Below are 15,677 nucleotides of genomic sequence, written 5' to 3'. Positions count from 1 at the left end.
GTCCCGGGGTGAACCACCCCGGAGCGGGCGGTGTCCGGAGAGCACTTCTCCGGGCACCGCCTTCGCGCGTCATGGGGCGGCCGCACCCCCGGGTGCGCGGCCGTGGGCCGTGGCGTGCCCGGCCGGAGGAGGGTGCCGGAGCCGGATCAGGTCGTCGGCGTCCGCCTCGTAGCCGCTGTGGGCGGCATCGGGGCCGCGGCCGTGGCCCCGGCGGTCCCTCAGGAGCAGGCGGTGCCGGCCGGCGAGCGGAAGCTGCGCGGCGCCGCCGTAGCGGGTGCCGTCTCCCCAGGTCAGGATGCCGTGGGCGAACACGACCGGTGGCCCGCGCCCTCCGGCCCCGCCTCACTCGGCCACCTGCACGCCCCGGCCCCTGCGCGTCCGCTCCGCACGGCCCGGCGCCGCCCTCCCGCAGCGGAAGCACGCGTGGAGCCGGCCTCCGCACACCGGCCGTCGCGTCAGCTCACCTGCTCACAGGCGTAGTTCAGCGACTTTCCACGGCCGGCGCCCCTCCCCGGCCCCGGCATCCGCCGATATGGCTGATTCCACCCCCTCATGCGCTCTTGTACGGACTCCCTCCTAGAGGGAGGCTGCGTGTGGCGCCGAGGGAACCCGGCCCGGCACCGGACATCCGCACACCGCAACTCCGCTGTGATCACAACGAGTTGAGGAGGCGAACGCCGACCGTGTCTGCGCAGCGCCGCAGTCTCCCGCGAGGGGACGGGGAGGTGTCCGCCGGGTCACGGCGGGCCGGTGGCCACGTACCCGTGGTTCACCTTCCGCCGGATCGCCCGGCCGCCGCCCGCGGGAAGGCTCGTCGGGTACGCCCTTCCTCGCCCGCGTCGCACACCTGCACAGGATCCACCGGGGGAACCACCGACCGGAGGCCGGCGGAGCACCGACCCGCCCCGCCGTGCCATCCGCCAGCCGAGTGAAAGCGGACAGGAGCGCCCATGCCCGCAACCGGTCCCCCGGCCGTGGAGCGGATACAAAGGACAAAACCCAGCAAAGCGTCACAAGCCCAGGTGAGCCCATGATCGGTCGCATTCCTGTTCTGGACATCCGCCCGCAGATCGATTGCGGCCGCCGCCCGGCGAAGGCGGTGGTGGGTGAGACCTTCGAAGTCTCGGCCACCGTCTTCCGCGAAGGGCATGACGCGGTCGCGGCGAATGTGGTGCTGCGCAATCCGGCCGGCCGCTGCGGCTCGTGGACCCCGATGCGGGAGCGGTCACCCGGCTCCGACCGGTGGGGCGCCGAGGTCACCCCCGGCATCGAGGGCCGCTGGTCGTTCACCGTCGAGGCCTGGTCCGACCCGGTCGCCACCTGGCGGCGCCACGCCACCGTCAAGATCCCGGCGGGCATCGACACCGAGCTGGTGCTCGCCGAGGGCGCCGAGCTCCATGAGCGGGCGGCCTCCGAGGTCCCCAAGAGCGACGGCAGGGAGTCCGTGCTCGCCGCCGTGGATACCCTGCGCAACCCCGAGCTGCCCGCCGCCACCCGACTGGCCGCGGCGCTCTCCCCTCAGGTCACCGCGGCGCTGGACCGCCATCCACTGCGCGAACTGCTCACCGTCTCGCGTCCGATGCCGCTGGTCGTCGAGCGCCGGCGGGCCCTGTACGGCTCGTGGTACGAGCTCTTCCCGCGCTCCGAGGGCGCCACCGTCACCCCGGGCGGGACGGCCGTCAGCGGGACCCTGCGCACCGCCGCCGAACGGCTCCCGGCCGTCGCCGCCATGGGCTTCGATGTCGTCTATCTGCCGCCGGTCCACCCCATCGGCACCTCTTTTCGCAAGGGCCCCAACAACGCGCTCTCGGCCGGCCCGGACGATGTCGGCTCCCCCTGGGCCATCGGCTCGCCGGCCGGCGGCCATGACGCGCTCCACCCGGACCTGGGCACCTTCGAGGACTTCGACCACTTCGTGCGCACCGCCCAGGAGCTGCGGATGGAGGTGGCCCTGGACTTCGCGCTCCAGTGCTCCCCCGACCACCCCTGGGTCACCCTGCACCCCCAGTGGTTCCACCACCGCGCGGACGGCTCGATCGCCTACGCCGAGAACCCGCCGAAGAAGTACCAGGACATCTACCCCCTCGCCTTCGACGCCGACTTCCGCGGGCTGGTCCGCGAGACCGAACGCCTGCTGCGCTTCTGGATGGCCAAGGGCGTACGGATCTTCCGCGTGGACAACCCCCACACCAAACCGGTGGCCTTCTGGGAGAAGGTGATCGGCGAGATCAACCGCACCGACCCGGATGTGCTCTTCCTCGCCGAGGCCTTCACCCGCCCCGCCATGGTGCACACCCTCGCCCGGATCGGCTTCCACCAGTCGTACACCTACTTCACCTGGCGCAACACCAAGCAGGAGATCACCGACTACCTCACCGAGCTGTCCGGGGAGAGCGCCGCCTACCTGCGGCCCAACTTCTTCGTGAACACCCCGGACATCCTGCACGCCTACCTCCAGGAGGGCGGCCGTCCCGCCTTCGAGGTACGCGCCGTCCTGGCCGCCACCCTCTCCCCCACCTGGGGGGTCTACGCCGGATACGAGCTCTGCGAGTCGACGCCGCTGCGCCGCGGCAGCGAGGAGTACCTCGACTCGGAGAAGTTCCAACTGCGGCCGCGTGACTGGGATGCGGCGGCCAGAGAGGGGCGCACCCTCGCCCCTTTGATCTCCACGCTCAACCGCATCCGGCGCCGGCACCCTGCCCTTCAGCAGCTGCGCAATCTGCATTTCCACCCGGTCGACAACGACGCCGTGCTCGCCTTCTCCAAGCACGAGGGGCACGGCGACCGGGCCGACACGGTGCTCACGGTGGTCAACCTCGACCCGCACCACACCCACGAGGCGACGGTGTCGTTGGACATGCCGGTACTCGGCCTCGGCCGGCACGAGTCCTTTCCGGTGCGCGACGAGCTCACCGGCGATACCTACCACTGGGGCAGAGACAACTATGTGCGCCTGGAGCCGGGCCGCTCGCTCGCGCCCGCCCATGTGCTGTCGCTGCGACCGTCCTCACCGATCGGAGGGTCACCCAATTGATCGTCAATGAGCCTGTCCCCGACACGTTCGAGGACACCCCGGCAAAGGACCGCGATCCCGACTGGTTCAAACGGGCCGTTTTCTACGAAGTCCTGGTGCGCTCCTTCCAGGACAGCAATGGCGACGGCATCGGCGACCTCAAAGGCATCACGGCGAAGCTCGACTATCTGCAATGGCTGGGGGTGGACTGCCTCTGGCTGCCGCCGTTCTTCAAATCCCCCTTGCGGGACGGCGGTTATGACGTCGCCAATTACACCGCCGTGCTTCCCGAATTCGGCGATCTGGCCGACTTCGTGGAATTCGTGGATGCCGCACACCATCGCGGCATGCGGGTGATCATCGACATGGTGATGAACCACACCAGCGACCAGCACCCGTGGTTCCAGGAGTCGCGCAGTGACCCCGAAGGCCCGTACGGCGACTATTACGTCTGGGCCGACGACGACAAGCAGTACGCCGACGCCCGCATCATCTTCGTCGACACCGAGGCCTCCAACTGGACCTTCGACCCGGTCCGCAAGCAGTACTTCTGGCACCGCTTCTTCTCCCACCAGCCGGACCTCAACTACGAGAACCCGGCGGTCCAGGAGGAGATGATCTCCGCCCTGCGCTTCTGGCTCGACCTGGGGATCGACGGCTTCCGGCTGGACGCGGTGCCGTACCTCTACGCCGAGGAGGGCACCAACTGCGAGAACCTTCCCGCCTCGCACGCCTTCCTCAAGCGGGTCCGCGCGGAGATCGACGCGCAGTACCCGGACACCGTGCTGCTGGCCGAGGCCAATCAATGGCCGGAGGACGTCGTCGACTACTTCGGCGACTACGGCGTCGGCGGGGACGAATGCCATATGGCCTTCCATTTCCCGGTCATGCCGCGCATCTTCATGGCCGTACGGCGCGAATCGCGCTATCCGGTCTCGGAAATCCTCGCCAAGACCCCGGCGATCCCGTCCGGCTGCCAGTGGGGCATCTTCCTGCGCAACCACGACGAGCTGACCCTCGAAATGGTCACGGACGAAGAGCGCGACTACATGTACGCGGAATACGCCAAGGACCCGCGGATGCGCGCCAATATCGGCATCCGCCGGCGGCTGGCCCCGCTGCTCGACAACGACCGCAATCAGATCGAGCTCTTCACGGCCCTGCTGCTGTCGCTGCCGGGTTCGCCGATTCTCTATTACGGCGACGAGATCGGCATGGGCGACAACATCTGGCTCGGCGACCGGGACGCGGTACGCACCCCGATGCAGTGGACGCCGGACCGCAACGCCGGATTCTCCTCCTGCGACCCGGGCCGGCTCTCCCTGCCGACGATCATGGATCCGGTCTACGGCTACCAGGTCACCAACGTCGAGGCGGCGATGAGTTCGCCCTCCTCGCTGCTGCACTGGACCCGCCGGATGATCGAGATCCGCAAGCAGAACCCGGCGTTCGGGCTGGGCAGCTACACCGAGCTGTCCTCCAGCAATCCGGCGGTGCTGGCCTTCCTGCGGGAGGCGCCGGGCACCGGCGGCGCGGACGACGACCTGGTGCTGTGCGTGCACAACTTCTCGCGCTTCGCCCAGCCGACGGAGCTGGACCTGCGGTCGTTCAGCGGCCGCCATCCGGTGGAACTCATCGGCGGCGTCCGCTTCCCGGCCATCGGGGAGCTGCCGTATCTGCTGACCCTCGCGGGCCACGGGTTCTACTGGTTCCGGCTGCGCAGGAATTCGGGCCGGCCGCCGGTGCCCTGACCGGGCACGGGCGCCGGAGACTCGCCCGTACGCGGCCGCACGGCGCGTACGGGCGTTTTTTGACCTTTCGTTCGGGCAGTCTCCCTACTACCGCACGGGCCGGGTGAGCCATCGTCGGTCCCCCCGGCTCGGGAGGGAGACCGCCGCGCAGCGGAGCAGGGCACGCCGGTATATCGCCGCTGCCGCACCAGACGCTCTCGCCCGGTGCCCGCCCCCGGACCCCGTCCAGGGGCACCGCCGGCACCCTCCGTCTGGGGGTACCCCCACCGCGCCACCGCACAGTCAAGGCCGTATTCCGGGACACTTTGCCCTATATGTCGTGTGCCCGGGGAAAGGACGCGACGCCATGTCGGACACCGCCTCGACCCGTGCCACCCGAAACACCCCTGATCACCGCCCGCTCGTCGCCGCACCGGATCTGCTGTCCTCGCTGGCGCCCCTGCTCGCCGAATGGGTACCACGCCAGCGCTGGTTCGCCGGCAAGGGACGGCTGATCACCGGCTTCACTCTGCTCTCGGCGACCGAGCTGCTGCCGTGCACCGACGCGAGCGCGCCCGGCCTGCTGCTGCTGCTCGTCCGCGCCCAGCAGAGCGCGCCACCGAGCCGTACGCCGTCCGGCGGCGACTGCTACCAGCTCCTGCTGGGAGTGCATCCGGCGCTGTCGCCGCAGCTGGCGCACGCGGCGATCGGCCGTCCGGGCGGCGGCCCGCTGCGCGGTCGCACCGTCTATGACGCGCTGCTCGACAACCGGCTGTGCGGGCTGCTGCTGGAGCGGCTGCGGGTGCCGGGCCGGCTCGGCGCGCTGCGCTTCTGCCGGGAGCCCGATGCCGACATCCCCTCCGGACTGGCGGGCCGGCCGATCGCCGTCGAACAGTCCAACTCCTCGATCGTCTACGGCGATTCCTTCATCCTGAAGGTCTTCCGGCGGATCGAACCGGGCATCAACCCGGATCTGGAGCTGCCGCGGGCCCTGGCGGACGCCAAGTGCGCGCGGGTACCCGCGCCCGCCGCCTGGTACGAGTCGGCGGCCGCCGAGGAGGGCGGCGAGGCGACGACGCTGGGCGTGCTCCAGCCCTTCCTGCCGGGCTCGGCGGACGGCTGGCAGCTGGCGCTGAGTGCGCTGGCCGTCCGCGCGGACTTCACCGGCTCGGCGCGGGCGCTCGGTCATGCCACCGCCGAGGTGCACACCGCGCTCGCCCAGACGCTGCCGACCACCGAGCTGCGCCGCCCGCAGCTCGATGTGATCGCCGCCCAGATGAACGAGCGGCTGGAGGCCACCGCCCGCGCCGTGCCCGTGCTCCAGCCCTACCGCGCCCGGCTGCGCACCGCCTTCGACGCGCTCGCCACCCTCGGCCACGACGGCCGCAGCTGGGCCGCCCAGCGCATCCACGGCGATCTGCATCTGGGCCAGACGCTGCGCTCCGCCGACGAGGGCCGCTGGTCATTGATCGACTTCGAGGGCGAACCCGCCCGCCCGCTGGCCGAGCGGCGCCGGCCGCAGCCGGCCGTACGCGATATCGCGGCGATGCTGCGCTCCTTCGACTACGCCGCGCGCAGCGGCCCGGCCGGCGGTGACCCCTGGTCGCTGGAGTGGGCCCGGCGCACCCGCGACGCCTACTGCCGGGGCTATGCGGAGGCCGGCGGGCTCGATCCGCGCTCGGCACCCGAACTGATGCGCGCCTACGAGACCGACAAGGCCGTCTACGAGGTGCTCTACGAGGCCCGGCACCGGCCCGACTGGCTGTCCGTCCCGATGGCCGCCATCCGGCGGCTGGCGGCCGGCGGGGAGCCGGCCGTGGGCGCGGACGGGACCGGTCCGGCCCGGTCCCCCGGGTCCGACAACGGCCGGGGGTGAGGGGCCGCAGACGAACCGCCGATCCGCCGCCCGTACGCCCCTGAACCCGCCCGACGCCCCGCCCCGCCCGAGGAGGCCCTCTCGTGACCGCCCGCCCGCCGTCCCGCCCCACCACTCCCGACACCGCACCCGCTTCGGGCGCGACCGACGACAGCGCGGCGGGGCGGTCCGGCCACCCGGCGGCGCCCCGGCCGCCGGCCACCGCCCAGCAGGGCACCTTCGCCGGCAGCGCGGCCGGCGCCGCCTCCTTCACCCGGCCGGCCGCACCTCGCGAGACGGCCGCCGTGTCCCGCGAGACGCCCGCCGCGCCCGGCCGGCCTGCCGGGCCCGCGGGCCCGGCACAGGCGGCACAGCCGGGGTCCGGCAGCCACGGGGTCCGGGCCGCCGCCCCGCTGTCCGACGGGGACCGCGACCGGCTCCTGGGCGGTGCCCATCACGATCCGCACGGGCTGCTCGGCGCCCACCCCGTGCGCGGCGGGCTGCTCATCCGGGTCCTGCGGCCGTACGCCGAGCGCGTCACCGTCCTGGCGAAGGGGCTGCGCGCCGACCTGCCCGCCGAGGGCGACGGGCTGTTCGCCGGGGTGCTGCCGCTGCGCACCGTCCCGGAGTACGAGCTGCTCGTCGACTACGGCGACAACGCCCTGACGGTGCAGGACCCCTACCGCTTCCTGCCCACGCTCGGCGAGCTGGACCTGCATCTGTTCGGCGAGGGCCGGCACGAGCAGCTGTGGCAGGCGCTCGGTGCGCGGATCATGGACCATCAGGGCGTGACCGGCACCCGCTTCACGGTCTGGGCGCCCAATGCCCAGGGTGTCCGGGTCGTCGGCAACTTCAACTACTGGGACGGGACCGGCCACCCGATGCGCTCGCTGGGCTCCTCGGGCGTCTGGGAGCTCTTCGTGCCGGGCATCGGCGAGGGCGAGCTGTACAAGTTCGAGATCACCCGGCCGGACGGCTCCCGGACCGTGCGTGCCGACCCGATGGCCCGGCGGACCGAGTGCCCGCCCGCCAACGCCTCGGTCGTCGACGCCTCGCACTACCGCTGGACGGACGGCGACTGGATGGCCCGGCGCGGCGAGCGGCCGGTGCACGAGGCGCCGTTCTCCGTCTACGAGGTGCACCTCGCCTCCTGGCGCCCCGGCCTCACCTACCGCCAGCTGGCCGTCCAACTCCCCGCGTACATCAAGGACCTGGGCTTCACCCACGTCGAGTTCATGCCGGCCTCCGAGCACCCCTTCGGCGGCTCCTGGGGCTATCAGGTGACCGGGTTCTACGCACCCACCGCCAGGATGGGCACCCCGGACGACTTCCGGTTCCTGGTCGACGCGCTGCACCGGGCCGGTCTCGGCGTGCTGATGGACTGGGTGCCGGCGCACTTCCCGCGCGACGACTGGGCGCTGGCGGAGTTCGACGGCCGGCCGCTCTACGAGCCCCAGGACCCGGCACGGGCCGCGCACCCGGACTGGGGCACCCTGGAGTTCGACTACGGCCGCACCGAGGTCCGTAACTTCCTGGTCGCCAACGCCGTGTTCTGGTGCGAGGAGTTCCATATCGACGGCCTGCGGGTGGACGCCGTCGCCTCGATGCTCTACCTCGACTACTCCCGCGAGGACGGCGACTGGACCCCGAACGTCCACGGCGGCCGGGAGAACCTCGACGCGGTGGCCTTCCTCCAGGAGATGAATGCGACGGTCTACCGCCGCTGCCCCGGTGTCGTGACCATCGCCGAGGAGTCCACGGCCTGGGACGGCGTCACCCGCGCCACCCATCATGTGGGCCCCGGCGGCTTCGGCGGTCTGGGCTTCGGCCTGAAGTGGAACATGGGCTGGATGCACGACTCCCTCGGCTATATCTCCAAGGAGCCGGTGCACCGCAAGTACCACCACGGCGAGATGACCTTCTCGATGATCTACGCCTACTCCGAGAACTATGTGCTGCCGATCTCGCACGACGAGGTGGTGCACGGCAAGCGCGCACTGGTGTCGAAGATGCCCGGTGACTGGTGGCAGCAGCGCGCCAACCACCGGGCCTACCTCGGGTTCATGTGGGCCCACCCCGGCAAGCAACTCCTCTTCATGGGGCAGGAGTTCGCCCAGGGCGCGGAGTGGGCGGAGAGTCACGGACCGGACTGGTGGCTGCTCGACCCGTCGTACGAGGCGGAGCCGGACCACCGGGGCGTACGCGATCTCGTCCGCGAGCTGAACCGCCGGTATGCCGCCACACCCGCGCTGTGGGAGCGCGACACCGACCCGGCCGGTTTCGCCTGGATCGACGGCGACGCGCACGAGGACAACGTCTTCTCCTTCCTGCGCTTCGCCGCCGACGGCACCCCGCTGATCTCGGTCACCAACTTCTCGCCCGTCGTCCGCCGCGCCTACCGGATCGGCGTGCCCGACACGGTTCCCGCCTGGCGGGAGGTCCTCAACACCGACGACCCGCGCTACGGCGGCAGCGGCGTCACCAACGCCGACGTCCTCAAGGCCGAACCCACCCCCTGGAACGGCCGCGCCTCGTCCGTCTCCCCCGTCCTCCCCCCGCTGGCCACCCTTTGGCTACGACCCTCCTGACCACCTCATGGCTGATGGCTGTCGGACCCTTCTCCCGCAACTGCGGCACCCCCGCCGAACAGATCCGTCCCCCACGTCGCTATGGCCTGTTCCTCCCCGTTCGCACCCCCGCGCACCCGGTCCTGACCGGCCGCGCCTTCCCTGTCACTTGCATAGTGCCAGGGGGCACTGACAATCGGCACGGGCCAGGAAAACACCAGGTCAGAGGGGTGCGAGAGGGGCGTGCGGGGTGGGGTGCGGGGCAGCGTGCCGCCCGGTCGCGCCGAAGGGGCGGGTGCCGCATCCGGCACCCGCCCCTTCTCCCCTCCTGCGCCGGGATTCAGACCTTGACGGACGTCTTCTCCAGCCCGTCCCGCGGCTCGATGACCTCCGCGCCGACCGGCGTGGCGGCCGCGTCGTCGACCAGCGTCTTCTCGTCGAACGGCACCCGGCCGGCCAGCACCTCCGAGGCCCGCGCCTTGTCGATCTCCTTGGTCCAGGTGCCGATCAGGATGGTGGCCACCGCGTTGCCGGCGAAGTTCGTCAGGGCGCGGGCCTCGCTCATGAAGCGGTCGATGCCGACGATCAGGCCGACGCCGTCCACCAGTTCGGGGCGGTGCGACTGGAGGCCGCCGGCCAGCGTCGCCAGGCCCGCGCCGGTGACGCCCGCCGCGCCCTTCGACGCGATGACCATGAACACCAGCAGCGAGATCTGCTGGCCGAGCGGGAGCGGCTTGCCCATCGCCTCGGCCACGAACAGCGAGGACATCGTCAGGTAGATGGCGGTGCCGTCGAGGTTGAAGCTGTAGCCGGTGGGGACGGTGATGCCGACCACCGGCCTGCTGACGCCCAGGTGCTCCATCTTCGCGATCAGCCGGGGCAGCGCCGACTCCGAGGAGGAGGTGGACAGGATCAGCAGGAATTCCCGGGCGAGGTACTTCAGCAGCAGGAAGATGTTGACGCCGGCGACCAGCCGCAGCAGCGCGCCGAGCACCACGATCACGAACAGCAGACAGGTCGTGTAGAAGCCGACCATGATGACGGCCAGGGACTTCAGTGCGTCCAGGCCGGTCTCGCCGACCACGGCCGCGATGGCGCCGAAGGCTCCCACCGGTGCCGCCCACATGATCATGGACAGCACCCGGAAGACCAGCTTCTGGAGGTGACCGACACCGCGCAGCACCGGCTCGCCCGCCGAGCCCAGCGCCTGAAGCCCGAAGCCGACCAGCAGCGCCACCAGCAGCGTCTGGAGCACCTCACCCTGGGTGAAGGCGGAGACCAGCGTCGTGGGGATCATGCCGAGCAGGAACTCGGACAGGGACTCCCCGCCGCCCTCCGTCTGCGCATGGCCCGCGTGCCGGACGGTCTCGGTGAGATGGAGACCCGATCCGGGGTCCAGCAGGTTGCCGACGACCAGGCCGATGGCCAGGGCGACGGTGGACATGACCATGAAGTAGCCGAGGGCCAGCCCGCCCACCGCGCCGACCTTGGCAGCCTTCCGCACCGAGCCGATGCCCAGCACGATGGTGCAGAAGATGACCGGCGAGATCATCATCTTGATCAGGTTCACGAACCCGGTGCCCAGCGGCTTGAGCTGGACGGCGACACCGGGGGCCGCGAAGCCCACGACGATGCCGAGCAGCACCGCCCCGATCACGGCGACGTACAGGAAATGGGTCCGGTCCCGCTTCGCCGGTGCGGTCTCCTCGGTGGTGCCCCCGGTGGACGGGGTCTGTGCAGCCACGGCTGCCTCCTCGGTCTACGGCTGTGCGCTGATCTGCGGCTCTGTCACACAACAAGTTCCGGCGACTATGCACGCCGCTGTGGCGCCCGTCACCCTTGCGTACATTTCGTTCACGTAAAACTGACCGTGCAGACGGTTCGGAAAGTGACCGTGCAGACTGTTGCGTATGCGACTCCCCCGACCCCGCCCGTCCCGGCGGCTGCGCGGTCCCCGCAGCCTCGCCGGACAGCTCTTCGCCATGCAGGTGGTGCTGGTGGCGGTGGTCGTCATGGGCTGCGCGCTCTTTGCGTACGTCAGCGCGGGACGGCAGGCGGAGGAGACCGCGCGGCGGCAGGCGACCGCGGCGGCCACCGCCGTCGCCGACTCCCCGGCAGTGGTGGCGGCGGCGCGCAGCAAGGACCCGACGGCCGCGCTCCAGCCGTACGCCGAGCGGCTGCGGCGCGATGCCGGCGTCGACTTCGTGGTGGTGATGGCCCGGGACGGGACCCGCTGGACGCACCCCGAGCCGTCCGCGATCGGCAGGAAGTACCTGGGGCACATCGGGCCTGCGCTGCACGGCAGGGTCTTCCCCGAGACGCACATGGGGGTGCTCGGACCGTCCGTACGGGTCGTCGCGCCGGTCCGTGATCCGCAGCGCGGCGGCCGGATCACGGCCCTGGTCAGCTCCGGGATCACCATCGAGACGATCAGTGCGCAGCTGCGCGAACAGGTCCTTGCGCTGGTCGGCGTGGCCGCGGCGGCGCTGGCGCTGGGCGGCCTGGGGACGTATGTGATCAATGCCCGGCTGCGGCGGCACACCCACGGGATGAACGCGGCCGAGCTCAGCCGGATGCACGAGTACCACCAGGCCGCGCTGCACGCCGTACGCGAGGGGCTCCTGATGCTCGACGGGCAGCGCAGGGTCGCCCTGATCAACGACGGCGGGCGGGAGCTGCTGGGGCTGTCGGACGACGCGGTGGGCCGTCTCGTCACCGAGCTGGGGCTGCCGGAGCCGCTGACCGAGGCGCTGCTGGCGCCCGGACCGCGCGTCGACGAGCTCCAGCTGACCCGCGAGCGGGTGCTGGTCGTCAACTCCGCACCGGTCTCCGGCGGGGAGCGCCGCGGCAGCGTCGTCACCCTGCGTGATCACACCGAACTCCAGGCGCTGTCCGGGGAGTTGGACTCGGTACGCGGCTTCACCGAGGCGCTGCGCTCACAGGCGCACGAGGCCGCCAACCGGCTGCACACCGTCGTCTCGCTGATCGAGCTGGGGCGGGCCGAGGAGGCCGTGGAGTTCGCGACCGCGGAGCTGGAACTGGCGCAGGCGCTGACCGATCAGGTGGTCGGCGCGGTCGCCGAGCCGGTGCTCGCCGCGCTGCTGCTCGGCAAGGCCGCGCAGGCCAACGAGCGCGGTGTCGCACTGATCCTCACGCCCGACAGCCGGATCGACGACGGGCTGCTGCCGCCCGGTCTGCCGGCCCGCGATCTGGTGACGGTGCTGGGCAACCTCCTCGACAACGCCCTCGACGCCGCCGCACCCACCCCGGAGCACGACACCGACGAGCCGCCGCGGGTGTGGGTCACCGCGCGGGCACACGACGGCGAGCTGCTGCTGCGGGTGGCGGACAACGGTCCGGGGGTGGCCGCGGACGCCGTCGAGGAGATCTTCCAGCGGGGCTGGAGCACCAAGCAGAGCACCACCGCGCCCGCCCGGGGCCGCGGCCTGGGCCTGGCCCTGGTCCAGCAGGCGGTACGCCGCAACGGTGGCACCGTCACCCTGGACCGGGCGCCGGAGGGCGGCGCGCGGTTCACCGTACGGCTGCCCCTGCGCACGGGGGCGACGGCATGAGCGCGGCGGCGGGCGCGGCCCGCCCGGCGGCGAGAGGATGTACCCGGTGACCCCCTCCGACATCCGGGTCCTCGTCGTCGAGGACGATCCGGTCGCCGCCGACGCACACGCCCTGTACGTGGGGCGGGTGCCCGGCTTCACCGTCTCCGGCACCGTGCACTCCGGCGCCGGCGCCCGCCGCCACCTCGAACAGCACGCCGTCGATCTGCTCCTGCTCGACCTCTACCTGCCCGACGGCCACGGGCTCCAGCTGGTGCGGACGCTGCGCGCGGCCGGTCACACCGCGGACGTCATCGCGGTCACCTCAGCCCGCGATCTGGCGATGGTGCGCGAGGGCGTCTCGCTCGGCGTGGTGCAGTACGTGCTGAAGCCGTTCACCTTCGCCACCCTGCGCGACCGGCTCACCCGCTATGCCGAGTTCCGTGCCACCACGGGCGAGGCCAGCGGACAGGACGAGGTGGACCGGGCGATCGCCGCACTGCGCGCACCGCGTCCTGCCTCGCTGCCCAAGGGGCTGACCGCGGCCACCCTGCGGGCGGTGACCGAAGTGCTGCGGGCCGCGGGGAGCGGGCTGACGGCGACCGAAGCGGCAGCCGACGTGGGCATCTCCCGGATCACCGCCCGCCGCTATCTCGAACATCTCGTGGAGAGCGGCCGGGCCGCCCGCGCGCCCCAGTACGGCCAGGTCGGCCGACCCGAATTGCGCTATCGGTGGTCGGGCCATTGACCGGCTGAGACAGCTGACCTGCTTTCAGCGGGCAGCCCACCGTGGTCAGTTGGAGGTCGCCGTGCGCCCCACCGCCCGCTGATTCTTCTGGCCGCCGCCATCGTGGCCGCCGGCACGCTCACCGCCTGCGGCAGCGGGTCCGGGAGCGACAAGAACACCGTCAAGGCCGCCTTCATCAAGGACACCAACGGCAAGGTTCCCGGAGCAACTGCCCGCCTCGGTGAGCATTTTCCATTTCTTCGGCAATTACGGGGCCATTGCCTTCGGTGAACTGCCGGCATTCTCGATCCTGTACTCGACACCCGTGCCCGTGCTGTACATCCTTGTCTCCCGACGGCTCGGCGGCGGCTTTGCGCTCGGTGGCGCGATGAAGGGCCGAGCCAAGCTCGTGCAGGGAAAACCCACGAGGCCGGGACGGAAAACCGGCCGGCTAGTAGCTTCCTACGACTTTCCGGCTTGGCTATCCACACGATAGGAGCGGCGCCACCCCGTCACTTACCGTGTGCCGGTGAACACACAAGCCGGGGAGCCCCGCCGGCCCCCTTTCGACGCCGAAGCCGCCCGACGGCTCCGCGAGGCCCTCGGCATGACCCCTGCCCATGTCGCCTATGGAATAGGGGCCGCGTTCGGAATACCGATATCGCCCGCGGCGGTGGCGTCCTGGGAAGACGGCCGGAGCACCCCCACGGAGGCCGAACTGACCGCGCTGGCCGGCGCCCTGTGGTGCGCGCCGGGCGAACTCCTCGGCGCACCGGACACGCTGCGCGAATACCGGATGACACTGGGCCTCGCCCCGGCGGACCTCGCGCTGCGGATCGGCATGGACCAGGTCGCGTACGAGCGCCTGGAGGCGGGCGGGAAGTGGAACGGCAACGACAGGCAGGCCGCGGCGCTCGCCGAGGTGCTGGACCTGCCGCTGCCGGCGCTGATCCGCTTCACCGGCCAGGACGGGAAGCTGACCGAGCTGCTGACCAGCGCCGCCACCACCCGCTGGCAGGCCTATGTCCGGCCGGTCGGCAAGGTCGTACCGCTGCCCAAGCACCGGCTCCAGGACGTTCTCCAGGAGTTGCACGCCGACTACCAGGCGACCATGACGGCTACGCTCAACTGGGGCGGCGGCGGCAGCGCCGACGAGTCCGGGCGAGCGGGACGCGCCTTTCTCGACGGCATCCTGGCGGAATTCTGGGCGCGGGCCGACGCACAGCACCACTGAGTTACTCCCGCAACCCTGAGACCTCCCGTCGCCCAGAGGTCGGACGGCCGTCCGTCCAGAGAATGACGCCGGGTACGGCGATGGCACTTCCGGCCGGTGCGGCTTTCGGTCCTTGCGGCCGAGGCGTGGGCTGACCTGTGCATTCGAGAATGGGGACATCGAATCTTCCGTCCCCTCTCCAGGAGTTCCCGTGTCCCACGCGGCCGCCCTTCCGGGTTTCCCCGGTTCCCCCGCCCCCACCCGTGCCGCCGTCGCCGCCCGCGCCACGGATCTGAGCAAGGTCTACGGCCAGGGGGAGACGCGTGTGGTCGCGCTGGACTCCGTCTCGGTCGAGTTCGGCAAGGCCCAATTCACCGCGATCATGGGCCCGTCCGGCTCCGGCAAGTCGACGTTGATGCACTGCATGGCCGGCCTGGACGCGATCTCCTCCGGCTCCGCCCGGATCGGCGATGTGGAGCTGGCGTCGCTGAACGACAAGCAGCTGACGCGGCTGCGCCGGGACAAGATCGGCTTCATCTTCCAGGCGTTCAACCTGCTGCCCACGCTGACCGCGCAGGAGAACATCACGCTGCCGATGGACATCGCGGGCCGTAAGCCCGACCGGGAGTGGCTCAACGCCGTGATCGAGACCGTCGGCCTGTCCGGGCGGCTCACCCACCGTCCTGCCCAGCTCTCCGGCGGCCAGCAGCAGCGGGTCGCGGTGGCACGGGCGCTGGCCGCCCAGCCGGAGATCATCTTCGCGGACGAGCCGACCGGCAACCTCGACTCCCGCTCCGGCGCCGAAGTGCTGGGCTTCCTGCGGGAGTCGGTGCGGGCGATGGAGCAGACGGTCGTGATGGTCACCCATGACCCGGTCGCCGCGGGCTACGCGGACCGGGTGGTCTTCCTCGCGGACGGCCGGATCGTCGAGGAGCTCCACGACCCCACCCCGGACGCCGTCCTGGACCGGATGCGGCTGTTCGACGCCAAGGGCCGTACGCGCTGACCCCGGCGCACCGCG

Annotated in this window: 10 protein-coding genes and 1 pseudogene; 9 read left to right on the top strand and 2 right to left on the bottom strand. The window is 71.5% G+C overall.

The features are described 5' to 3' along the window. Nucleotides 1-69: 69 nt before the first annotated feature. A complete protein-coding gene (locus IF67_RS0103725) occupies nucleotides 70-312 on the bottom strand; it encodes a hypothetical protein (protein WP_030982057.1) in 243 nt (80 codons plus the stop codon). Between the two features lie 718 nt (nucleotides 313-1,030). Here IF67_RS0103725 and IF67_RS0103720 point away from each other — a divergent pair. The 4 genes from IF67_RS0103720 to glgB all read left to right on the top strand — a co-directional run bounded on the left by IF67_RS0103720 (nucleotide 1,031) and on the right by glgB (nucleotide 9,186). Beyond that, the gene (locus IF67_RS0103720) at nucleotides 1,031-3,034 is read left to right on the top strand and encodes an alpha-1,4-glucan--maltose-1-phosphate maltosyltransferase (protein ID WP_030982056.1); all 2,004 of its coding nucleotides are present in this window, start codon (nucleotides 1,031-1,033) and stop codon (nucleotides 3,032-3,034) included. Next, nucleotides 3,031-4,764, top strand: coding sequence for a maltose alpha-D-glucosyltransferase (gene treS, locus IF67_RS0103715; RefSeq protein ID WP_030982054.1), 1,734 nt, complete (start codon nucleotides 3,031-3,033; stop codon nucleotides 4,762-4,764). Before IF67_RS0103720 ends, treS begins: the two co-directional genes overlap by 4 nt. Before the next feature lie 346 nt (nucleotides 4,765-5,110). Continuing rightward, entirely contained in the window at nucleotides 5,111-6,619 is a 1,509-nt protein-coding gene (locus tag IF67_RS0103710) for a maltokinase N-terminal cap-like domain-containing protein (RefSeq protein WP_030982053.1), read from the top strand. 83 nt (nucleotides 6,620-6,702) lie between these two features. Beyond that, nucleotides 6,703-9,186 carry a 1,4-alpha-glucan branching enzyme gene (glgB, locus tag IF67_RS0103705; protein ID WP_199812672.1) on the top strand — a complete coding sequence of 828 codons (2,484 nt, stop codon included), beginning with the start codon at nucleotides 6,703-6,705 and terminating at the stop codon, nucleotides 9,184-9,186. Nucleotides 9,187-9,505: 319 nt separating this feature from the next. Here the strand turns inward: glgB and IF67_RS0103700 are convergent, their stop codons facing one another. After that, on the bottom strand, nucleotides 9,506-10,909 hold the full coding sequence (locus IF67_RS0103700; RefSeq protein ID WP_030982049.1) for a cation:dicarboxylate symporter family transporter: 1,404 nt from the start codon (nucleotides 10,907-10,909) through the stop codon (nucleotides 9,506-9,508). Nucleotides 10,910-11,075: 166 nt separating this feature from the next. Between IF67_RS0103700 and IF67_RS0103695 the strand changes: the two genes are divergently transcribed. From IF67_RS0103695 to IF67_RS0103680, 5 genes and pseudogenes are all read left to right on the top strand, one after another. Next, the gene (locus tag IF67_RS0103695) at nucleotides 11,076-12,737 is read left to right on the top strand and encodes a sensor histidine kinase (protein ID WP_030982047.1); all 1,662 of its coding nucleotides are present in this window, start codon (nucleotides 11,076-11,078) and stop codon (nucleotides 12,735-12,737) included. A gap of 37 nt (nucleotides 12,738-12,774) precedes the next feature. Then, on the top strand, nucleotides 12,775-13,464 hold the full coding sequence (locus IF67_RS0103690; RefSeq protein WP_030982045.1) for a response regulator: 690 nt from the start codon (nucleotides 12,775-12,777) through the stop codon (nucleotides 13,462-13,464). Nucleotides 13,465-13,663: 199 nt separating this feature from the next. Beyond that, a pseudogene (locus IF67_RS44605) lies at nucleotides 13,664-13,840 on the top strand (carbohydrate ABC transporter permease); the annotation flags it as partial. Nucleotides 13,841-13,966: 126 nt separating this feature from the next. Beyond that, nucleotides 13,967-14,677, top strand: coding sequence for a helix-turn-helix domain-containing protein (locus IF67_RS0103685; protein ID WP_078889241.1), 711 nt, complete (start codon nucleotides 13,967-13,969; stop codon nucleotides 14,675-14,677). Nucleotides 14,678-14,867: 190 nt separating this feature from the next. Then, entirely contained in the window at nucleotides 14,868-15,662 is a 795-nt protein-coding gene (locus IF67_RS0103680; RefSeq protein WP_030982042.1) for an ABC transporter ATP-binding protein, read from the top strand. Nucleotides 15,663-15,677: the final 15 nt, after the last annotated feature.

The organism is Streptomyces sp. NRRL S-1813, from assembly GCF_000719605.1.
Classification (GTDB): domain Bacteria; phylum Actinomycetota; class Actinomycetes; order Streptomycetales; family Streptomycetaceae; genus Streptomyces; species Streptomyces decoyicus.
The sequence above is the reverse complement of the archived record's forward strand: the minus strand, read 5'-3'. Positions and strand labels throughout refer to the sequence as shown.

Coding starts and splice junctions, on each gene's coding strand:
- IF67_RS0103720 (WP_030982056.1), top strand. CDS start 1,031: ATGATCGGTCGCATTCCTGTTCTGGACATCCGCCCGCAGATCGATTGC.
- IF67_RS0103710 (WP_030982053.1), top strand. CDS start 5,111: ATGTCGGACACCGCCTCGACCCGTGCCACCCGAAACACCCCTGATCAC.
- IF67_RS0103695 (WP_030982047.1), top strand. CDS start 11,076: ATGCGACTCCCCCGACCCCGCCCGTCCCGGCGGCTGCGCGGTCCCCGC.
- IF67_RS0103690 (WP_030982045.1), top strand. CDS start 12,775: ATGTACCCGGTGACCCCCTCCGACATCCGGGTCCTCGTCGTCGAGGAC.